We start from the raw sequence: 21,163 nt of genomic DNA on the forward strand, positions 1-21,163 counted from the left end.
GCTGGGAGCGGGTCTACTGATAGGATAAAAGCCCGTGATGCAGACTTCTGGAACTGACGCGGGACCGACGAACGACACCACTCGGCACATCTTCGTGACCGGAGGTGTCGTTTCCTCGTTGGGCAAGGGACTGACGGCCGCGAGCCTCGGCAACCTCCTCACCGCCCGTGGTCTGCGCGTGGTCATGCAGAAGCTCGACCCGTACCTGAACGTCGACCCCGGCACCATGAATCCGTTCCAGCACGGCGAGGTCTTCGTCACCGACGACGGCGCCGAGACCGACCTCGACATCGGGCACTACGAGCGCTTCCTCGACATCGAGCTGAGCCAGGCCGCGAACGTCACCACGGGGCAGATCTACTCGCAGGTCATCGCCAAGGAGCGCCGCGGCGAGTACCTCGGCGACACCGTGCAGGTCATCCCGCACATCACCGACGAGATCAAGCGCCGCATGCGGCTGCAGGCCGGCGAGACGCCCAAGCCCGACGTCATCATCACCGAGATCGGCGGAACGGTCGGCGACATCGAGTCGCAGCCGTTCATCGAGTCGGCCCGCCAGATCCGCCACGAGCTCGGCCGCGGCAACGTCTTCTTCGTCCACGTCTCGCTCGTGCCGTTCATGGGCGCGTCCGGCGAGCAGAAGACCAAGCCGACGCAGCACTCCGTCGCGGCGCTCCGCTCGATCGGCATCCAGCCCGACGCGCTCGTGCTGCGCAGCGACCGCCCCGTCACCGACGCGAACAAGCGCAAGATCGCGCTCATGTGCGACGTCGACGAGGACGCCGTCGTGAACGCGGTCGACGTGCCGAGCATCTACGACATCCCGTCGATGATCCACGACCAGGGTCTGGACAACTACATCGTGCACTCGCTGGGGCTGTCCAAGGCGAGAGACGTCGACTGGTCGCGCTGGCAGAAGGTGCTGGGCGCCGTCCACAACCCGAAGCACGACGTCACCATCGGCCTCGTCGGCAAGTACATCGACCTGCCCGACGCCTACCTGTCGGTCACCGAGGCGCTCAAGGCGGGCGGCTTCGCGCACGAGACGCACGTGAACATCCGCTGGATCCCCTCGGACGAGTGCGAGACGCCCGAGGGCGCCGCCCGGGTGCTCGGCGAGCTGGACGGCATCGTCGTTCCCGGAGGCTTCGGCATCCGCGGCATCGAGGGCAAGCTCGGTGCGCTGCGGTTCGCCCGCGAGCAGGGCATCCCGACGCTGGGACTGTGCCTGGGTCTGCAGTGCATGGTCATCGAGTACGCGCGGCACGTCGCCGGCATCGAGGGGGCATCGTCGAGCGAGTTCGACCCCGACACGCCCGCCCCCGTGATCGCGACGATGGCCGAGCAGGTCGACATCCTCGACCACGGCGACCTCGGCGGGACGATGCGCCTGGGCATGTACCCGGCGAAGCTGGCCGAGGGCTCGATCGCCGCCGAGGTGTACGGCGAGGTCCACATCCACGAGCGCCACCGCCACCGCTACGAGGTGAACAACCACTACCGCGCGCAGATCGCGGACGCCGGGATGGTGTTCTCGGGCCTGAACCCCGAGCTCGACCTGGTCGAGTTCGTCGAGCTGCCGCGCGACGTCCACCCGTACTACATCGCCACCCAGGCCCACCCCGAGCTGCGCTCGCGCCCGACCGAGCCCCACCCGCTGTTCCGGGGCCTGGTGGGAGCCGCGCTCGACCGCCACCGCTCCAGCGAGCTGTTCGACGTCGACAATGGCTGACCCGCGGTCTCTTCGGGACGAGCCCGTCCACGCAGAGGTGCTCGACAGCGAACTGGTGTACGCCGGCCGCGTGTGGGACGTCCGCAGCGACACCGTCCGCTACGGCGAGCACGACATCGTCCGCCAGTACGTCGATCATCCGGGCGCGTCCGCCGTGGTCGCCCTCGACGCGCAGGAGCGCGTGCTGCTCATCCAGCAGTACCGGCATCCGATCCGCCATCGCGACTGGGAGATCCCCGCCGGGCTGCTCGACGTCGACGGCGAGTCGCCGCGCGAGACGGCGCTGCGCGAGCTCACCGAGGAGGTCGACCTCGTCGCCGAGGAGTGCGAGCCGCTGCTGAGCATTTTCACCACCCCCGGCGGCAACGACGAGGTCGTGCACATCTTCCTCGCCCGGGGACTGACCCCGGCCGAGCGCGTGCACGAGCGCGAGGACGAGGAGGCCGACATCCGCATCGAGTGGATCCCCCTCGCCGACGCCGTCGAGGCAGTGCTCGCGGGACGCCTGCGCAACGGCATCCTCGCGGCAGGGGTGCTCGCCACCGCCGAGCGGCTGCGCCGAGGACGGCCCGCGGGGGAGTGAATGCGGCTCGACCGGGCGCTGGACCGCTACCTGCGGCACGTGTCGGTCGAGCGCGGGCTGTCCGAGCACACGGTCTCGGCCTACCGGCGGGATCTGGCGGGCTATCTGGACTGGCTGCGAGAGCAGGGCGTCGGCGACACCGGTGACGTGACCCCCGCGCTGGTCGAGGGCTTCGTCGCCGAGCGCGCGGCGGCCGACCCCGCCCCGGCTGCGTCCAGCCTCGCCCGGCTGCAGTCGTCGGTGCGCGGATGGCACCGGTTCCTCGTGCGCGAGGGCATCGACGAGGCCGACCCCGCCGGGCGCCTGCGGCCGCCGAAGCAGCCGCGGCGGCTGCCGAAGGCCCTCACGGTCGACCAGGTGGAGCGACTGCTGGATGCCGCGGGCCCCGCGCCCGCGCCGGATGACCGCGAGGCGGCGGCCGCCGCCGGCGCCGACAGCATCGTGCCGCTGCGCGACCGCGCCCTGCTCGAGCTGCTGTACGCCACCGGCGCGCGCGTGTCCGAGGCGGTGCAGCTCGACGTCGACGACGTCACCCATGGTGACGTGGTCCGCGTCCGCGGCAAGGGCGGCAAGGAGCGCATCGTGCCGGTGGGGTCGTACGCGCGCGCGGCCCTCGAGGCCTACCTGACGCGCTCGCGGCCCGAGCTGTCGCGGCGGGGCCGGGCGACGCCGCGGCTGTTCCTGGGCGCGCGCGGAGCGCCGCTGTCACGGCAGAGCGCCTGGACGGTGATCCAGCGGGCGGCCGAGCGGGCGCAGCTGACCGCGCACGTCTCGCCGCACACGCTGCGGCACTCGTTCGCGACCCACCTGCTGCAGGGCGGCGCCGACGTCCGCGTCGTGCAGGAGCTCCTCGGGCACGCGTCGGTGGCGACCACGCAGATCTACACCCACGTGAGCGTGGACGCTCTGCGCGACGTGTACGCGACGTCGCACCCGCGGGCCCGCTGACCGGCCGGTCGCGTTTGATTCGACACCCGCCGCGATCGGAGGCCATACTGGCTCCGCCGACGTCGGCACATCGCCGTCGAGACGCCGACCCGATGGTGCTCGGCCCCGAACCCCGAGGGGAATCGCATGAACTCCAGCGCGCGCCGCGCCGCCGCCCTGATGGCCGTCCTGGGAACGCTGTCGCTGGCCGGCTGCTCCTTCGCCGTGACGACGGACCCGGTCCGCGACGATGAGACCGGCGAGATCGTCGAGGGCAACGCGAGCGCCGACGTGTTCGCGCTCCAGGTCGGCGACTGCCTGGAGCTGATCGAGGGCGACGGCGAGCTCACCTCGGTTCCCGTCGTGCCCTGCAGCGACCCGCACGCCGACGAGGTCTACTTCGCGTACTACTACGAGGACGGCGACTACCCGGGCGAGGACGCGGCCTTCGAGGAGGCGGCGGGTGTCTGCGTCGACGAGTTCGATGCGTTCGTGGGGCTCGCGTACGCGGAGTCCACGCTCGACGTCTACCCGATCTACCCCACCGTCGAGTCGTGGGCCGGGGGCGACCGCGAGGCGCTGTGCCTCATCTACGACCCCTCCGGGGATGTGACCGGCTCGCTGGCAGGGGCCGCCCGATAGAGTAGCCTGTGTGGTATGACCACAGCTGAGCGCTCGCGAGCGAGCGCACTTCGGCCCCCTGTCGCCCTCGCGGTCTTCTGGATCGTCGCCGCAGCCGCGGCCTGGGTGGTGTCGTTCCTGCTGTACCTCGAGTACATCGGGCAGCTCACCGAGCAGGATCCGCTGATCACCTGCGCGTTCAGCGTCGTGCTCACGTGCGGGCCGAACCTGCTCTCGCCGGCGGGGAACCTGCTCGGGTTCACCAACTCGATCATCGGCGTGACGCTCTTCCTCGGACCGGTGTTCGCAGGCGTGAGCGCGCTGGCGGCGCCCGGCGGTCTGCGGCGGTGGTACTGGCGGGTGTACGGGGTGTTCCTGCTCGGAGGATTCGCGCTCGTACACGTGTTCGCGTGGCGGAGCGTCTTCGAGTTCGGGTCGCTGTGCCCGTGGTGCATGGTGGTGTGGCTCATGACGATCCCGCTGTTCTGGTTCACCGCCGGCTGGATGCTGCGCGACGGCGTGTTCGGGCCGCCCACGACGTTCGGCGCGGTGCTCTTCACGTGGGCGCCCCTGATCACCGTCGTGGACTACGCGGCGATCGCCATCGCCGCCCAGGTGCGACTGGACGTCCTCGGCTCGCTGTTCTGATTCCCGCCCGGTCCGCGCCGTTTCGCTGTGCCTCCCTGGCGATCGGCCGGCCGGACACTAGAATCGAGCGAACGCAGGCGAAGTCAGGAGAGTCGGTGGCGGGCAGCAAGCGGGGCGCGACGGCGGTGAGCGAAGAAGAGACCCTGATCGGTCCGACCGGTCGTCCGTACCACGGCTTCCCCACGCCGCCGAAGCTCGACAGCCACGGCCCCGCCCGCATCATCGCGCTGTGCAACCAGAAGGGCGGCGTCGGCAAGACGACGACCACGATCAACCTGGCCGCCGCGCTGGCCGACTACGGCCGCAGGGTGCTCGCGGTCGACTTCGACCCGCAGGGTGCGCTGTCGGCGGGTCTGGGCATCCCGACCCACGAGATCCCCACGGTGTACGACCTGCTGCTGGACGGCAAGCGCGACCCCCACGAGATCGTCGTCTCCACCGCCGTGGAGAACCTCGATCTCATCCCGGCGAACATCGACCTCTCCGCCGCCGAGGTCCATCTGGTCAATGAGGTGGCGCGCGAGCAGACGCTCGCGCGCGCGCTGCGCCGGCTCGCCGGCGAATACGACGTCATCCTGATCGACTGCCAGCCCTCGCTCGGCCTCCTCACCGTCAACGCCCTGACGGCGAGCCACGGCGTGGTCATCCCGCTCGAGTGCGAGTACTTCGCCCTGCGCGGGGTCGCCCTGCTCATCGAGACGATCGAGAAGGTCCGCGACCGCCTGAACCCGTCGATCACGCTGGACGGCGTGCTGGCGACGATGTACGACCCGCGCACGCTGCACTCGCGCGAAGTGCTCGAGCGCGTCGTGGAGGCGTTCGGCGACGACGTCCTCGAGACCGTCATCGGGCGGACCGTGAAGTTCCCCGATGCGTCGGTGTCGGGCATGCCCATCACCGAGTTCGCGCCGGAGCACGCGGCCGCCCAGGCCTACCTGCGCCTCGCGCGGGAGCTGGTCGCCCGTGGCGCCGTCGCCTGAGCCGGACGCCCCGGACCTCGGTGCGCCCGATGTGGGCTCCATTCCGAGCGAGTCCGGTGGGCCGGTCCTCGGCGACGGCGGGGACGAAGGATTCCGCGTCTCTCTGGCGAACTTCGACGGGCCGTTCGACCTGCTGCTGAACCTCATCTCCAAGCACGAGATGGACATCACCGAGGTCTCGCTGTCGAAGGTGACCGACGAGTTCATCGCCTACCTGCGGAGCCTGAGCCCCGAGGAGCTGGACGAGGCGTCGGAGTTCCTCGTCGTGGCCGCGACGCTGCTGGACATGAAGGTCGCCGGCCTCCTTCCGCAGGGAGAGCTGGTGGATGCCGAGTCCGTCGCGCTTCTCGAGGCGCGCGACCTGCTCTTCGCGCGCCTGCTGCAGTACCGGGCGTTCAAGGAGGTCTCGGCGTGGTTCTCGCGCTGCCTGATCCGCGAGGAGAACCGTCACGTGCGGCAGGTCCGGCTCGAGCAGAAATACCGGGACGCCGTCCCCGAGCTGAAGTGGACGCTCAGCGCGGAGGACTTCGCGGCCCTGGCGGTCCTGGCGTTCTCGCCCAAGGAGATCCCGCATGTCGGCCTGGATCACCTGCACGCGCCGCTGATCAGCATCCGCGAGCAGGCCGCCATCGTCGTCACGCTGCTGCGGGATGCGGGGACGATGTCGTTCCGCGAACTGGTGTCGGGGGTGGCGCAGTCCGGCGTGGTCGTGGCACGGTTCCTCTCGGTGCTCGAGCTGTACCGCCACTCGGCCATCGGCTTCGAGCAGCTGGAGCCGCTGGGGGAGCTGACGCTGCGCTGGACCGCCGAACGGTGGTCCGATGAGAACCTCGCGAGCTTGGGAGCCGACTATGACCGATGACATCCTCAGCGACGTCGCCCGGCGGCTCGAGGCGATCCTGCTGGTCGTCGACGAGCCGCAGAGCCTGGTGAGCCTCGCGACGGCCGTGGGCGCGCCGGTCCCGGCCGTGCGTCAGGCGATCGAGGGGCTCGTCGCCGACTACGACGGACTGGCCGGCGGCCCCCGCCGGGGCTTCGAGCTGCGCGAGGTCGGCGGAGGCTGGCGGCTCTACGTCCGCGAGGAGCTCGACGGCGTCGTGAAGGACTTCGTCGGGGCGCAGGCGCCGTCCCGCCTGTCGCAGGCGGCGCTGGAGACCCTCGCGGTCATCGCGTACAAGCAGCCCGTCACGCGCGGCCAGGTCGCCGCGATCCGCGCCGTCAACGTCGATTCGGTCGTACGCACCCTGATGTCGCGCGGGCTCATCGAGGAGAGGTTCGCCGACCCCGAGACCGGTGCGATCCACTACGGCACCTCCGACGCCCTGCTGGTGCACCTGGGCATCAACTCCCTCGACGAGCTGCCCCACATCTCGCCGCTGCTCGACGACGGCGCCCGCGGATTCGACGAGGAGGTCGCGCGATGAGCGAGACCGGCGTGCGCCTGCAGAAGGTGCTCGCGAACGCCGGCGTGGCCTCGCGCCGCGTCGCGGAGCAGCTGATCGTCGAAGGTCGCGTGCGCGTGGACGGACAGGTCGTCACCGAGCTCGGAACCCGCGTCGATCCCGAGACGGCCGTGATCGACGTGGACGGCACCGCCGTCCAGCTCGACCAGACGAAGCGCTACATCATGCTCAACAAGCCCACCGGCGTCGTCAGCTCCATGAAGGACGACCGCGGTCGTCCCGATCTGCGGCGGTTCACGAAGGAGTGGACGGAGCGGCTCTACAACGTCGGCCGCCTCGATGCCGAGACCAGCGGGCTGCTCGTCCTCACCAACGACGGTGAGCTGGCGCACATCCTCGCCCACCCCTCGTTCGGCGTGACGAAGGTGTACATCGCCAAGGTCGAGGGCCGCGTGACCCCGCAGACGATCGCACGCCTGACGAAGGGCGTGGAGCTCGAGGACGGCCCGATCGCCGCCGACAAGGCGCGCCTGCTGACCGCTTCCGCCGAAGGCGGCGGCTCGCTCGTCGAGCTGACCCTGCATTCCGGCCGCAACCGCATCGTGCGGCGCATGATGGCGGCCGTCGGCCACCCGGTCGTCGAGCTCGTGCGCCGGCAGTTCGGTCCCCTCCACCTGGGAACTCTTCCAGCCGGGCGCACTCGCGAGTTGACTAAAGTGGAGCGGGGTGCGCTGCTGACATTGGCGCGCCAGGCGACGAGCGACGTCCCGCCGAACGCGGCGGAGGACGACCCACGGTCGCGACCTGATCAGGAGACCACGTGACCGACACTTCGGCAGCACACGCGCGCGCCGCCGCGCGCGTGCACGGCACCGTGCGCATCGTCGGCGCGGGCCTGCTCGGATCGAGCATCGGCCACGCGCTGTCGGGTCTCGGCGTCGACGTCGCGCTGGCCGATTCGTCGCCCGCGCAGCTTCGGCTCGCCGTCGACTACGGTGCGGGGCGCGTCGCGCGCGAGGACGACAGCCCGTCGCTCGTGGTCGTGGCGGTTCCGCCCGATGTCACCGCCGACGTGATCGAGCGCGAGCTCGCCGCCCACCCGGACGCCGTCGTCACCGACGTCGCGAGCGTCAAGCTCGAGCCCCTGCGCACGCTGCGCGAGCGCGGTGTCGACATCGCCCGCTACATCGGCTCCCATCCCCTCGCGGGTCGCGAGCGGGGCGGGGCGATCGCCGCACGGGCAGACATCTTCGTCGGCCGTCCCTGGGTCGTGTGCCGCGACGGCGAGACGTCGGCGGCGGACCTCGCCCTGGTCGAGGGTCTCGCCCTCGACCTCGGCGCCATGCCGCTGGAGATGACGCCCGAGGACCACGACCGCTCGGTCGCCCTGATCTCCCATGTCCCGCAGCTGGTGGCGAGCCTGCTGGCCGGCCGGTTCGTGGACGCCCCCGACGGATCCCTGCGGCTCGCCGGGCAGGGCGTGCGCGACACGACGCGCATCGCGGCATCCGCCCCCGAACTGTGGGTGCAGATCCTCGGCGCCAACGCCGCCCCGGTCGTCGACGTGCTCGATGCACTCGCCGGCGATCTGTCGGACGTCGCCGACGCGCTGCGCGAGCCCGACGCGCCCGGTGCGCGGCGCGCGGTCGCCGACACGATCCGCCGCGGCAACCAGGGCGTGGAGCGGCTTCCCGGCAAGCACGGGCAGAACAGACGTTTCGAGCCGGTCGTCGTCATGGTCGACGACCGTCCCGGTCAGCTGGGGCGCCTGTTCGGCGACCTCGGCGCACTCGACGTCAACGTCGAGGATTTCCGCATGGAGCACTCGCCCGGAGCGCTGTTCGGCCTCGCCGAGATCAGCGTGGTCCCGGGTGCGGTGCAGCGTGCGATCGACGGGCTCACCGCCCGCGGATGGAAGATTGCGAGTACCAATGACTGACAGCGTTCCGATGATCGTCGCGATCGACGGGCCCGCCGGCAGCGGCAAGTCGAGCGTGTCGAGGGAGGTGGCCCGCCGCCTGGGCTTCGGCTACCTCGACACCGGCGCCGCCTACCGCGCCTTCGCGTGGCACGCCCTCGAGCACGGCGTGGACACGTCCGACGCGATGAGCGTCCTCGAGGTGACGGGCGACTTCGAGTTCGGCATCGCGCTCGACCCCGACGCGTACCGCGTCGAGGTGGGCGACACCGACGTGACCGAGGCGATCCGCGAGCCGCGCGTGAGCGACGCCGTCAGCGGCGTGGCGCGCGTGCCCGCCGTGCGCGAGTCCGCCAACGGTCTGTTCCGCTCGCTCGTGGCGGCATCCGGCCGCGAGGGAGTCGTCGTCGAGGGACGCGACATCACCACGGTCGTCGCCCCGGACGCGCCCGTGCGCATCCTGCTCACCGCGTCGCCCGAGGTCCGCGCCGCGCGCCGCAGCGCCGAGCTGACCAACCACGACGCCGTCCAGGTCGCGAACGCCATGGCGCAGCGCGACGCGGCGGACTCCAAGGTCGTGGACTTCCTCACCGCCGCCCCCGGCGTCACGGTGGTGGATTCGACCGAGCTCGACTTCGAGCAGACCGTGACCGCGGTGCTCGACGTCGTGGCCTCCGCACTCGCGCCGACGACGGGAGCCGCCGATGGCCGCTGACGACACCGAATTCGACGACTACGAGGGCGAGGATCACCTCGCCGAGACCCTCGCCGGCCTCGATGACGCGCTCATCGAGCAACGCGCGGCGTCGCTGCGTGCGGGCCTCGACGACTACGAGCTCGACGACGAGGATGCCGCGATCCTCGCGGGCATCACCGCGGGTGACGAGGGCGTGGAGCTGCATCCGGCCCTGCCCGTCGTCGCGATCGTCGGGCGACCCAACGTCGGCAAGTCCGCGCTCGTGAACCGCATCCTCGGCCGCCGCGAGGCGGTCGTCGAGGACACGCCGGGCGTGACCCGCGACCGCGTGTCGTACAAGGCCGAGTGGCTGGACCGGCGGTTCACGCTGGTCGACACCGGCGGGTGGGAGCCCGACGCGAAGGGGATCGACCGGTCGGTGGCCGCGCAGGCCGAGATCGCGATCGACCTGTCGGACGTCGTCCTGTTCGTCGTGGATGCCATGGTGGGCGCGACCAGCACCGACGAGCACGTCGTGAAGCTGCTGCGCCGCAGCGGCAAGCCGGTGTTCCTCGTCGCCAACAAGATCGACGACTCCCGCCAGGAGCCCGAGGCCGCGGCGCTGTGGAACCTGGGCCTGGGGGAGCCGCAGCCGGTCTCGGCCATCCACGGCCGCGGCGTCGCCGACCTCCTCGACGAGGTCATGAAGGTGCTGCCCGACGTCTCGGCGGTGGCCAAGGCCGAGGTCGGCGGGCCGCGCCGCGTCGCGATCCTCGGCCGGCCGAACGTCGGCAAGTCGTCGCTGCTGAACAAGGCGGCCGGCGAAGAGCGGGTCGTCGTCAACGACCTCGCCGGCACCACCCGGGACCCGGTGGACGAGATCGTGGAGCTCGGCGGCAAGATGTGGCGGTTCGTCGACACCGCCGGCATCCGTCGTCGCGTGCACCTGCAGCAGGGCGCCGACTTCTACGCGTCGCTGCGCACGTCCGCCGCGCTCGAGAAGGCCGAGGTTGCCGTCGTCGTGCTCGACGTGTCGCAGCCGATCAGCGTCCAGGACCTCAACATCATCGACCTCGTGCTCGAGTCTGGCCGCGCGCTCGTGCTCGCGTTCAACAAGTGGGACCGCCTGAACGACGACGACATGGAGAACATGGACCGTCGCCGCTACCTCGAGCGCGAGATCGAGCAGGACCTCGCGCACGTCGCCTGGGCGCCCCGCGTGAACATCTCGGCGCGCACCGGGCGCCACCTCGACAAGCTCGTGCCGGCGCTCGAGACGGCGCTGGCCTCGTGGGATCAGCGCATCCCGACCGGCAAGTTCAACGCGTTCCTGTCGGAGCTCGTCGCCGAGCACCCGCATCCGCTCCGCGGCGGCAAGCAGCCGCGCATCCTGTTCGGCACGCAGGCGAGCACGCGCCCGCCGACCTTCGTGCTGTTCACGACCGGGTTCCTCGACCCCGGCTACCGCCGCTTCGTGCAACGCCGCCTGCGCGAGCTGTACGGCTTCGAGGGCACGCCGATCGTGACGAACATGCGCGTGCGCGAGCGCCGCAAGCGCTGACCCCTCCCACCCCCCAGTTCCCTCCCTCTTCGCAGATCTGACGTGACGGCGCGATAGCACCCGTTCGGGCCCGGATCGGGTGCTATCGCGCGGTGACCGCTGGGGAGTGCCCGGAGTGGGCCGAGGCGGATGCTGTATGCGGTGACGTCGTCAGCGCAGGTGAGGAGCGGCGCGGCGCACCATCGCGGTGGCGTCCGGCGCGGTGAATCCGAACTCGGCGTACAGGTCGTGGGCGTCGCCGGTGAACAGGGTCCAGCGGAAGTCGCGGCCGGGACCCTCGTCGATCATGCGCGCGACGATGCGACGGCCCAGGCCCCGCCCGCGGTGGCCGGCGGCCACGAACACGTCGGCGAGGTACGCGAACGCGACGCCGTCCGAGATCGCCCGGGCGAAGCCGACGAGCTCGCCGGTGTCGCCGCGATAGGCGCCCACCACGCGCCATGCGCTGTCGAGCTGGGCCTCGAGATCGGCCCGGCTGCGCCAGCGCGCCCAGTACGCCTCGGTGGACAGGAACGCCCACACCGCGTCGCGCTGCACGCGATCGGGCGAGTCGTCGAGCTCGTACTCCATGCGCCGATTCTGCCCGGACTGGCGCGCGGCGCACGCCCCGCGGTCCGGTCCGCTCCACACCGTGTGGCCCCCGCGACACGGCCGACGCCCTGCCCGCGCCCGTCGACCGCTTCGCGAGACCCACGTCTTTCGCCGAGACCCACGTCTTTCGCCGAGACCCACGTCTTTCGCCGAGACCGCGCTCCCCGCGGAAGCGTCTCGCCGAGAACCCCGGGGCTCGCCGACAATCCAGAGTCTCGCGGCGAGCGGTTCAGCGCACGGTGAGGTGCGCGAAGCGGTCGGACGGGAGACCGTCCAGGGCGAGGCGTGCACCGGCGTCGGGCGCCTCGACGCGGGGCAGCGGGGCGCGCGCGCCGGTGCTGCGGGCGCGCTGGACGGCCCACGATGACACGCCGCGGCCGGCGAGGTCGTCGCCCAGGCGGCACAGCTCCTCGTCATCGGTCGCCGCGGGGTGGGCGGTCGTGCGGACCTCGTAGTCGAGCGGATGCCGCGTCCCGCGCCGCAGGTCGGCGCTCGCGAGCACGAGCTCGAGCGAACGCCACGCGAGCTCACCGCTGCGCGCGCGCCCGGTCACGGTCGCGTACTCGTCTGCCGTCGCCTTGATGTCGAGACCCACCCAGTCCACGAACGGCAGGATGCGAGCCAGCAGCAGGGGGAAGGCGCCGGCGGTGTGCAGACCCACGGCGAAGCCGCGGCGCCGCAGCTCCTGGATGGCCGGCAGCGTCGCGCGCTGCATCGTCGGCTCGCCGCCCGAGAGCACGACGCCGTCGATCAGGCCGCGACGCGACTCCAGGTCGGCGACGGCGTCGTCCCACGACACGCTTCCGCGGGCGCGGGGATCGATCAGGGCGGGGTTGTGGCAGTAGAAGCAGTCCCACGGACACCCCTGCAGGAACAGGGTTGCCGCGAGCCGGTCGGGCCAGTCCACCGTGGAGAAGAGGGTGATCCCCGCGATGCGCAGGTCCTCGGGGCGCGCCGGGCGGCGGCCCGCGGCATCCGACCGCTCAGACATGCGCCGGCTCCGGCTCACGGTCCAGCAGCTTGTCGGCCGAGAAGTACACGCGCTCGGCGGCCTCGCCGCGCTTGCCGATGTTGAACGACGAGACGGGGCGGAAGTAGCCCATGACGCGCGTCCACACCTCGCACTCCCGTCCGCACGCCGGGCAGGCGGCGTGGTCGCCCGAGACGTAGCCGTGCACGGGGCAGATCGAGAACGTCGGCGTGATCGTCAGGTACGGGATGCGGAAGCGCTCGAGCGACCGCCGCACGAGCGCCTTGCACGCCGCGCCCGACGGTGCGGCCTCGCCCAGGTACAAGTGCATGACGGTGCCGCCGGTGTACTTCTGCTGGAGCGACTCCTGCAGCGTCAGCGCCTCGAACGGGTCGTCGGTGAAGCCGACCGGCAGCTGCGACGAGTTCGTGTAGTACGGGTTCTCGGGGGTCCCGGCGTGGATGATCGCGTCGCCGAACCGGGCGATGTCGGTCTTGGCGAACCGGTAGGTCGCGCTCTCGGCGGGCGTCGCCTCGAGGTTGTACATGTGCCCGGAGTGCTCCTGGTACTCCACGAGCAGCTCGCGCAGGCGATCGAGCAGCCGGGTCGCGAGCGCGATTCCCTCGGGGGTCGAGACGTCGGCGCGATCGGCGGTGAAGTTCCGGACGAACTCGTTGACGCCGTTGACGCCGATCGTGGAGAAGTGGTTCTCGAGGGTTCCGAGGTACCGGCGCGTGTACGGGAACAGCCCGCCCTCGATGTGGTGCGAGATGATGGCGCGCTTGGCCTCGAGCGTGTCGCGCGCGAGGTCGGCGAGTTCCTCGAGCCGCGCCAGCGCGCCGTCCAGATCGCCCGCGTGGAGGTATCCGAGCCGTGCGCAGTTGATCGTGACGACCCCGACCGATCCGGTCTGCTCGGCCGAGCCGAACAGGCCGTTGCCGCGCTTGAGCAGCTCGGTCAGGTCGAGCTGCAGCCGGCAGCACATGGAGCGGATCATGTGCGGATCCAGCTCGGAGTTGAGGAAGTTCTGGAAGTAGGGGAGTCCGTACCGGGCCGTCATGTCGAACAGCGCATCGGCCTCGGGAGAGTCCCAGTCGAAGTCGGGCGTGATGTTGTAGGTCGGGATCGGGAAGGTGAACGCGCGCCCGTCCACGTCGCCCGCGCTCATCACGTCGATGAACGCACGGTTGATCATCCGCATCTCCTCGGCGAGGTCGCCGTACGCGAAGACGCACACGCGGCCGCCGACGAGCGGGTGCTCCTCGGCGAGGTCATCGGGGCACGTCCAGTCGAACGTGAGGTTCGTGAACGGGGTCTGCGTACCCCAGCGCGAGGGCACGTTCAGATCGAAGACGAACTGCTGCATGATCTGGCGAACCTGCTCGTATTCCAGCCCGTCCACCCGCACGTACGGGGCGAGGTAGGTGTCGACGGAGCTGAACGCCTGGGCGCCGGCCCATTCGTTCTGGAGCGTGCCCAGGAAGTTGACCATCTGCCCGGTGGCGGTCGACAGGTGCCGGGGAGGTCCGGACGAGATGCGGCCGGGGATGCCGTTGAATCCCTGCTCGAGCAGGGCCCGCAGCGACCACCCGGCGCAGTAGCCGGCGAAGACGTCGAGATCATGGATGTGGATGTCGCCCTCGCGGTGGGCGGGGCTCGCCGCCGGCGGGTAGATCTCGTCGAGCCAGTAGTTGGCGACGAGCTTGCCGGCGGTGTTCAGGATCATCCCGCCCAGCGAGTAGCCCTGGTTGGCGTTGGCGTTGACGCGCCAATCGCTCTGGGCGAGGTACTCGTCGATCGTCGCGGCCACCGGGATGCTGCGCGGTGCGGTCGCGGTGGGGACGGTGGTGTCCATGGGCGCTCCTCTTCGACGGAAATCGGGACTCCGCGCCGTCGCGGAGCGCCAGCACACCGTACTCCCGCGATGGAGCGACCCGCACGGACTATGTGGTCAGGCCACATGTTCGGGCCGTGTGATGAGGGTGCGCGTTGTGGGTGCCGACAGGCGTCCGCGTGGCGCGCACCGGAGGTGCCGGCTCGGGTGTATCGACGCTGGACGCTCACTCTCCGAGTGTGGTCATACCACACTGTCATCGGGACCAAGGGCCTTCCGCGGCGATACCCCAGACCGTATGTTCGACACGTGACGTTGTGGTCCGGCCACCGCGGCCGGCACCGGAGAAGGAGTCAGCCATGAAGCTCGTCGTCGTCGGAGGAGTCGCGGGAGGCGCATCGGTCGCCGCTCGTGCGCGACGCCTGGATGAGGCCGCTGAGATCATCGTGTTCGAGCGGGGCGGCTACGTCTCGTTCGCCAACTGCGGTCTGCCGTACCACATCGGCGGTGTGATCACCGATCGCAGCCGCCTGCTGCTGCAGACCCCCGAGAGCCTCAACGAGTCGCTCGGCATCGACGTGCGCGTCTCGACCGAGGTCACGGCGATCGACCCGAAGAAGAAGACCGTCACCGTCCGCGAGGTCGGCACCGGCAAGGAGTACACCGAGTCCTACGACAAGCTGGCGCTGTGCCAGGGAGCGGACCCGCTGCACCTGCCGCTGCCGGGCATCGATCTGCCCGGCATCCATGTCCTCCGCAACATCACCGACATGGACGAGATCAAGCAGCATCTGGATGCCGCGCTCGCGTCCGCGCAGGGGACGAACAAGCCCGTGCGCACGGTCGTCATCGGCGCCGGGTACATCGGCCTCGAGATGGCCGAGAACCTCCGCCACCGCGGCGCCGAGGTCACGGTCGTCGAGCTCAGCGACCAGATCATGCCGCCGCTGGACAAGGAGGTCTCGATCCCCGTCGAGCAGCACATCCGCGGACGCGGTGTCGAACTGATCCTCAGCACGGCCGCCGCCGCCTTCCAGAAGCGGCCGGACGGGAGCCTGCGCGTCGAGCTGAACAACGGCAAGACGCTCGACGCCGATCTGGTGATCATGTCCGCCGGCGTCCGCCCCAACACGGGCCTCGCCGTCGAGGCGGGCCTGGCGATGGGCGAGCGGGGCGGCATCGTCGTCGACACCCACATGAAGACCTCCGACCCGAACATCTGGGCCGCGGGCGACGCGGTCGAGACCGATCACACGGTGCTGCCGGGCAAGTGGATCACTCCGCTGGCGGGGCCCGCGAACCGCGAGGCGCGCGTCGCCGCCGAGAACATCTGCGGCCGCGACACCGAGTACCTCTCGACGCAGGGCACCTCGATCGTGAAGGTGTTCGAGATGACCGCGGGCGGCACCGGGGCCACCGAGCGTCAGCTCGAGCGCGCCGGCGTGCCGTACCGCACGGTGCACGTGCATCCGTCGGGTCACGCCGGGTACTACCCGGGCACAGCGATGATGCACATCAAGCTGCTGTTCTCGCCCGAGGACGGCAAGGTCCTCGGCGCTCAGATCGCCGGCTTCGACGGTGTCGACAAGCGCCTGGACGTCTTCGCCACCGCGATCCGCCTGGGCGCGAAGGTCCACGACCTCGAGACCCTCGAGCTGGCGTACGCGCCGCCGTTCGGCTCGGCCAAGGACCCGGTCAACATGGCCGGCTTCGTGGCGACGAACGTCTTCAGGGGCGACCTGAACCTCTGGTACGCGAAGGACTTCCCCGAGACCGTCGAGGGGGCGCGCATCATCGACGTGCGCACACCCGAGGAGTACGACATCTGGCACATCCCGGGCGCCGAGAGCGTGCCGCTGGGGACGATGCGCGCCGTCGTCGAGTCGTGGGACAAGAGCGTGCCGATCCGGCTGTACTGCGCCGTCGGCTTCCGCAGCTACCTCGCCTACCGTCTGCTCGTGCAGCGCGGATTCGAGGACGTGAAGACGCTGTCGGGCGGATCCCACACGTTCCGCTTCTGGCACGACCTCGAGCCGGTCGGCGAGGCCGTCAAGGCGCCCGAGATCGCGTACGCCGAGGCGGTCGACCTGATCAAGTCGGCACAGGGCACCGGTGCCATCGTCGAGCTGGACTGCACGGGCCTGGCGTGCCCCGGTCCGATCATGAAGCTCGCGAAGAAGATGGACGAGGTCCAGCCCGGCGACGACGTCGTCGTGCACGTGTCGGACCCGGGCTTCGCCGCCGACGGCCCGGCGTGGGCGTCGACGAAGGGCCACGAGCTGCTCGCCATGACTCCTGAAGGACCCGGCTATGTCGCGACGTTCCGCAAGGGCGGCGGGGCCCCGGCGGGCGGGGTGGCCCGGCAGAGCCTCGACCAGGTCTCGTTCGTGGTGTTCTCCGGCGACATGGACAAGGTCCTCGCGGCCTTCATCATCGCCAACGGCGCGCTGGCGATGGGCCAGAAGGTGTCGATGTTCTTCACCTTCTGGGGCCTGAACGCGCTGCGCCGGCAGGATCCGCCCAAGCGCGATCGCAAGGTGCTCGACAAGATGTTCGGCATGATGATGCCCTCCGGGCCCGAGAAGCTGCCGCTGTCGACCATGAACATGGCCGGCATGGGCCCGGCGATGATCAAGAAGGTCATGGAGGACCACTCGGTGCAGACGCTGCCCGAGCTCATGCAGTCGGCGCGCGAGGACGGGGCGCGGCTCATCGGCTGCACCATGACGATGGACCTCCTCGGGATCGCCGAGTCCGACCTGCTCGAGGGCATCGAGCTGGGCGGCGTGGCGACGTTCCTCGGCGAGGCGCAGAAGTCGGGCACGACCCTCTTCATCTGAACATCATCAGAACTCGGATGCGGGCGCGCCGGGGTGCCTCGACGGTGTGACAGGCTGGCTGGGTGACCGCCCAGCAGCCGACACCGGGACCGCCCCGGCGCCCGTTGGGTGCCCGCAACCCGGGCGACGCCTGGGTCGTCGCCCCCACGGGCGAGCGGTACTGGGGCCGGTTCGGCGCTGCCGGCCTGCTCGCGGTCGACCCGACCCGCGGCGTGCTGCTGCAGCACCGCGTGTCGTGGAGCCACTTCGGCGGCACGTGGGCGCTTCCGGGAGGTGCGCGTCACGAGGGGGAGTCGGCGCACGACGCGGCGGTCCGCGAGGCGAAGGAGGAGGCCGGCGTGCCGCATCGGGACATCCGCACCCGATTCATGAGCGTCCTCGACCTCGGCTACTGGAGCTACGCGACGGTCGTCGCAGACGTCACACGTTCCTTCGAGCCCGTCATCAGCGACCCCGAGAGCGTCGAGTTGAAGTGGGTGCCGGTCGACGATGTCGCGGCGTACCCGCTCCATCCCGGCTTCGAGAAGGCGTGGGGGCGGCTGCGGTCGCTGGTGGATGTGCGCCCCGCGGTCGTCGTCGACGCCGCGAACGTCGTCGGGTCGGTCCCCGACGGGTGGTGGCGTGACCGGGCGGGCGCGGCGTCGCGTCTCGTCCGCCGGATCGACAGGCTCGCGTCGGCGGGCATCGCGGCATCCGCCCTCGACATGGCCGAGGACCGCTGGTTCCCCGAGTGGTCCGTCGTCCTCGAGGGTGAGGCCAGGGGAGCGGATGCCGCCCCGGACGGCATCGGGGTCGTGCGCGCATCGGCGGGCGGCGACGACGCGATCGCCGCGGAGGCTCACCGCCTGGTCGCGTCGGGGCACGCCGTCGACGTCGTGACCGGCGATCGAGAGCTCGCCGCGCGCGTGACCGAAGCCGGGGCACGCGTCCGCGGTGCGCGATGGCTGACCGACCTGCTCGCGGACTGAGCGGCATTCGGCGCGCTCCCATGCTCGTCCACTCGGGTCGAAACGCCTGACCTCACTCCATGGGACTAAAGTCCCTATGTGGTCTGACCACAGGAGTACCCTGAGTGTCAGGCAAGGGCGCGGGTGAGGTGCCCGGGCCGCCGGTTGGAGGAGAGATGTCCACCGAGATCGACGCACTCGTCGCCAGGGCGCAGGAGGCGCTCGCCGAGTACGCATTCTTCACCCAGGAGCAGGTCGACCACATCGTCCGCAAGGCGTCCGTCGCCGCGCTCCACAACCACGGCGAGCTCGCCGTCCAGGCCGTCGAGGAGACCGGCCGCGGACTGTTCGAGGACAAGGCCGTGAAGAACATGTTCGCGTGCGAGCACGTCACGCACTCGATCATCAAGCAGCGCACGGTCGGGGTCATCTCCACCGACGAGATCTCGGGCATCACCGAGATCGCCGACCCCGTGGGCGTCGTCGCCGGCATCACGCCGGTGACGAACCCTACCTCGACCACCATCTTCAAGTCGCTCATCGCGCTGAAGACCCGCAACCCGATCATCTTCGGGTTCCACCCTTCGGCCCAGAACTGCTCCGTCGACGCCGCCACCATCGTGCGCGACGCCGCGATCGCCGCCGGCGCCCCCGCCAACTGCATCCAGTGGGTCGAGCACCCGTCGCTCGAGGCATCCGGGGCCCTCATGAACCACCCGGATGTCGCGCTCATCCTCGCCACCGGCGGCAACGCCATGGTGCGCGCGGCGTACTCGTGCGGCAAGCCCGCCCTCGGCGTCGGGGCCGGCAACGTGCCGGCGTTCATCGAGCGCACCGCGAAGGTCGGCCGAGCCGTCAACGACATCGTGCTGTCGAAGTCGTTCGACAACGGCATGGTGTGCGCGTCCGAGCAGGCCGTCATCCTCGACGAGCCGATCGCGGCCGAGGCCCTCGCCGAGTTCGAGCGCCTGCACGCCTACACGGTGACGCCGGCCGAGAAGGCGATGCTCGAGGAGTTCATCTTCGGTGTCGAGGCGTGCGCCGAGAACTGCGGCGAGGCCAAGCTCAACGCCAAGGTCGTGGGCCAGTCGCCGGTGTGGATCGCCGAGCAGGCCGGCTTCACGGTTCCCGAGGACACGTCGGTGCTGCTGGCGGAGGTGTCGGGCGTCGGCCCGCACGAGCCCCTCACACGCGAGAAGCTCGCCCCGGTCCTCGCGGTGCTGCGCGCCGCGAACGCGGAGGAGGGCATCCACCTGTCGGAGCAGATGGTCAACTTCGACGGTCTCGGCCACTCCGGCGCCGTGCACAGCAACGACCCCGCCGTCATCAAGGACTTCGCGCTGCGCGTCAAGGCGGTCCGCATCATCGAGAACGCGCCCTCGGCCCTCGGCGGCATCGGCGACATCTACAACGCGTTCATGCCGTCGCTGACCCTGGGCTGCGGCTCGTACGGACACAACTCGGTCTCGAACAACGTCTCGGCGGTGAACCTGTTGAACATCAAGCGCGTCGGCCGGCGCAACAATAACCTGCAGTGGTTCAAGGTTCCGGCCAAGACCTACTTCGAGCCGAACGCCATCCGCTACCTGATCGACATGAAGGGCGTCGAGCGCGTCACGATCGTCACCGACGGCGGAATGACCAAGCTCGGCTTCGTCGACAAGGTCATCGACGTCCTGAACCGGCGCCGCAACCGCGTGCACCTGCAGATCATCGACACCGTGCAGCCCGAACCGAAGCTGTCTTCGGTCCAGGCGGGCGCTGCGCAGATGCGCCAATTCAAGCCCGACACGATCATCGCCCTCGGCGGCGGCTCGCCGATGGACGCCGCGAAGGTCATGTGGCTGCTGTACGAGAACCCAGACGTGCAGTTCTCGGACATGCGCGAGAAGTTCTTCGACGTCCGCAAGCGCGCCTTCAAGTTCCCGGACCTGGGCAAGGAGGCCAAGCTCGTCTGCATCCCGACGACCTCGGGCACCGGCAGCGAGATGACGCCGTTCGCGGTCATCACCGACGACGAGACGGGCATGAAGTACCCGCTCGCCGACTACGCGCTGACCCCGTCGGTCGCGATCGTCGACCCGCTGCTGACCTCGGCCCTGCCGGCGTTCCTCGTGGCGGATGCCGGATTCGACGCGCTGACGCACTCCACCGAGGCGTACGTGTCGGTCTACGCGAACGACTACACCGACGGCCTGGCGCTGCACGCCATCAAGCTGATCTTCGAGAACATCGAGCGCAGCGCAAAGGCGGTGCCCGGCTCGACCGACCCGGCCGACATCCGTGCTCGCGAGAAGATGCACAACGCGGCATCCCTATCGGGTATGGCGTTCGGCAACGCGTTCCTCGGGATCGTCCACGCGATGGCGCACGTGACCGGCTCGAAGTTCCACCTCGTGCACGGCCGCACCAACGCGGTGTACCTGCCGCACGTGATCCGCTACAACGGCCGTGTGCCGTCGAAGCTCACGAGCTGGCCGAAGTACGAGCGCTACATCGCCCCGGAGCGCTTCCAGGAGATCGCGCAGCACCTGGGTCTGCCGGCGGCCACTCCCGAAGAGGGCGTGGAGTCGTACGCGGCGGCGGTGGAGAAACTGCGGGATGCCGTCGGCATCGAGCGGTCGTTCCAGGCGCAGGGCGTCGCCGAGGAGGCCTTCATCGGCCGTCTCGACGAGCTGGCCATGGCCGCCTACGAGGACCAGTGCGCGCCCGCGAACCCGCGGATGCCGATGCTGGCCGACATGAAGACCCTCATGGAGGCGGCCTACTACGGCACGTCGTTCGATGAGGTCCGTTCGCACCGCGGTGAGGTGGCCGCGGCACTCGACGCGACAGGGGAGGTCCGCGCCTCGGATTCGGCCGAGCAGCGCGCCTGACGCGAACGAGCGACGCCCCGCCCCGGATGCTCCGGGCGGGGCGTCGGCGTGCGCGG

18 protein-coding genes are annotated in these 21,163 nt (G+C 70.4%); 15 read left to right on the forward strand and 3 right to left on the reverse strand.

What is annotated here, in order from left to right; all coding sequences use genetic code 11:
* Positions 1–37: 37 nt before the first annotated feature.
* The 12 genes from HD594_RS09470 (at position 38) to der (ending at position 11,049) form a co-directional block, all read left to right on the forward strand.
* Positions 38–1,732, forward strand: coding sequence for a CTP synthase (locus tag HD594_RS09470; RefSeq protein WP_184752726.1), 1,695 nt, complete (start codon positions 38–40; stop codon positions 1,730–1,732).
* Positions 1,725–2,315 carry an NUDIX domain-containing protein gene (locus tag HD594_RS09475; protein ID WP_184750736.1) on the forward strand — a complete coding sequence of 197 codons (591 nt, stop codon included), beginning with the start codon at positions 1,725–1,727 and terminating at the stop codon, positions 2,313–2,315. Before HD594_RS09470 ends, HD594_RS09475 begins: the two co-directional genes overlap by 8 nt.
* Complete coding sequence (gene xerD, locus HD594_RS09480) at positions 2,316–3,263, forward strand: site-specific tyrosine recombinase XerD (protein WP_184750737.1); 948 nt, start codon at positions 2,316–2,318, stop codon at positions 3,261–3,263.
* A 126-nt stretch (positions 3,264–3,389) separates the two neighbouring features.
* Positions 3,390–3,884, forward strand: a complete 495-nt coding sequence (locus HD594_RS09485) for a septum formation family protein (RefSeq protein ID WP_184750738.1) — start codon at positions 3,390–3,392, stop codon at positions 3,882–3,884.
* A gap of 15 nt (positions 3,885–3,899) precedes the next feature.
* Positions 3,900–4,511: a vitamin K epoxide reductase family protein gene (locus HD594_RS09490; RefSeq protein WP_184750739.1), complete on the forward strand. Its 612-nt coding sequence runs from the start codon at positions 3,900–3,902 to the stop codon at positions 4,509–4,511.
* A 95-nt stretch (positions 4,512–4,606) separates the two neighbouring features.
* Positions 4,607–5,491 carry a ParA family protein gene (locus HD594_RS09495; RefSeq protein ID WP_184750740.1) on the forward strand — a complete coding sequence of 295 codons (885 nt, stop codon included), beginning with the start codon at positions 4,607–4,609 and terminating at the stop codon, positions 5,489–5,491.
* Between the two features lie 31 nt (positions 5,492–5,522).
* Positions 5,523–6,353 carry a segregation and condensation protein A gene (locus HD594_RS09500; protein WP_184752728.1) on the forward strand — a complete coding sequence of 277 codons (831 nt, stop codon included), beginning with the start codon at positions 5,523–5,525 and terminating at the stop codon, positions 6,351–6,353.
* Positions 6,343–6,915 carry an SMC-Scp complex subunit ScpB gene (gene scpB, locus HD594_RS09505; RefSeq protein ID WP_184750741.1) on the forward strand — a complete coding sequence of 191 codons (573 nt, stop codon included), beginning with the start codon at positions 6,343–6,345 and terminating at the stop codon, positions 6,913–6,915. The genes HD594_RS09500 and scpB overlap by 11 nt, the downstream gene beginning before the upstream one ends.
* Positions 6,912–7,718, forward strand: coding sequence for a pseudouridine synthase (locus HD594_RS09510; RefSeq protein WP_184750742.1), 807 nt, complete (start codon positions 6,912–6,914; stop codon positions 7,716–7,718). Before scpB ends, HD594_RS09510 begins: the two co-directional genes overlap by 4 nt.
* Complete coding sequence (locus HD594_RS09515; RefSeq protein WP_184750743.1) at positions 7,715–8,833, forward strand: prephenate dehydrogenase; 1,119 nt, start codon at positions 7,715–7,717, stop codon at positions 8,831–8,833. Before HD594_RS09510 ends, HD594_RS09515 begins: the two co-directional genes overlap by 4 nt.
* Positions 8,826–9,527 (forward strand): (d)CMP kinase, encoded by a 702-nt coding sequence (cmk, locus tag HD594_RS09520; RefSeq protein WP_184750744.1) that lies wholly within the window; start codon positions 8,826–8,828, stop codon positions 9,525–9,527. Before HD594_RS09515 ends, cmk begins: the two co-directional genes overlap by 8 nt.
* Positions 9,517–11,049: a ribosome biogenesis GTPase Der gene (der, locus tag HD594_RS09525; protein WP_184750745.1), complete on the forward strand. Its 1,533-nt coding sequence runs from the start codon at positions 9,517–9,519 to the stop codon at positions 11,047–11,049. Before cmk ends, der begins: the two co-directional genes overlap by 11 nt.
* Before the next feature lie 150 nt (positions 11,050–11,199).
* On the opposite strand, the gene HD594_RS09530 is transcribed toward der, so the two are convergent.
* The 3 genes from HD594_RS09530 to HD594_RS09540 form a co-directional block, all read right to left on the reverse strand.
* A complete protein-coding gene (locus HD594_RS09530) occupies positions 11,200–11,619 on the reverse strand; it encodes a GNAT family N-acetyltransferase (RefSeq protein ID WP_184750746.1) in 420 nt (139 codons plus the stop codon).
* Between the two features lie 250 nt (positions 11,620–11,869).
* Positions 11,870–12,631 (reverse strand): anaerobic ribonucleoside-triphosphate reductase activating protein, encoded by a 762-nt coding sequence (locus HD594_RS09535; protein WP_184750747.1) that lies wholly within the window; start codon positions 12,629–12,631, stop codon positions 11,870–11,872.
* Positions 12,624–14,465, reverse strand: a complete 1,842-nt coding sequence (locus tag HD594_RS09540; RefSeq protein WP_184750748.1) for a ribonucleoside triphosphate reductase — start codon at positions 14,463–14,465, stop codon at positions 12,624–12,626. The genes HD594_RS09535 and HD594_RS09540 overlap by 8 nt, the downstream gene beginning before the upstream one ends.
* A gap of 338 nt (positions 14,466–14,803) precedes the next feature.
* Between HD594_RS09540 and HD594_RS09545 the strand changes: the two genes are divergently transcribed.
* The 3 genes from HD594_RS09545 (at position 14,804) to adhE (ending at position 21,107) form a co-directional block, all read left to right on the forward strand.
* Positions 14,804–17,284, forward strand: a complete 2,481-nt coding sequence (locus HD594_RS09545) for an FAD-dependent oxidoreductase (protein ID WP_184750749.1) — start codon at positions 14,804–14,806, stop codon at positions 17,282–17,284.
* A 62-nt stretch (positions 17,285–17,346) separates the two neighbouring features.
* Positions 17,347–18,252 (forward strand): NUDIX domain-containing protein, encoded by a 906-nt coding sequence (locus HD594_RS09550; RefSeq protein WP_184750750.1) that lies wholly within the window; start codon positions 17,347–17,349, stop codon positions 18,250–18,252.
* A 155-nt stretch (positions 18,253–18,407) separates the two neighbouring features.
* Positions 18,408–21,107, forward strand: coding sequence for a bifunctional acetaldehyde-CoA/alcohol dehydrogenase (gene adhE, locus HD594_RS09555; RefSeq protein ID WP_184750751.1), 2,700 nt, complete (start codon positions 18,408–18,410; stop codon positions 21,105–21,107).
* Positions 21,108–21,163 lie beyond the last annotated feature (56 nt).

The organism is Microbacterium thalassium, assembly GCF_014208045.1.
GTDB lineage: Bacteria > Actinomycetota > Actinomycetes > Actinomycetales > Microbacteriaceae > Microbacterium > Microbacterium thalassium.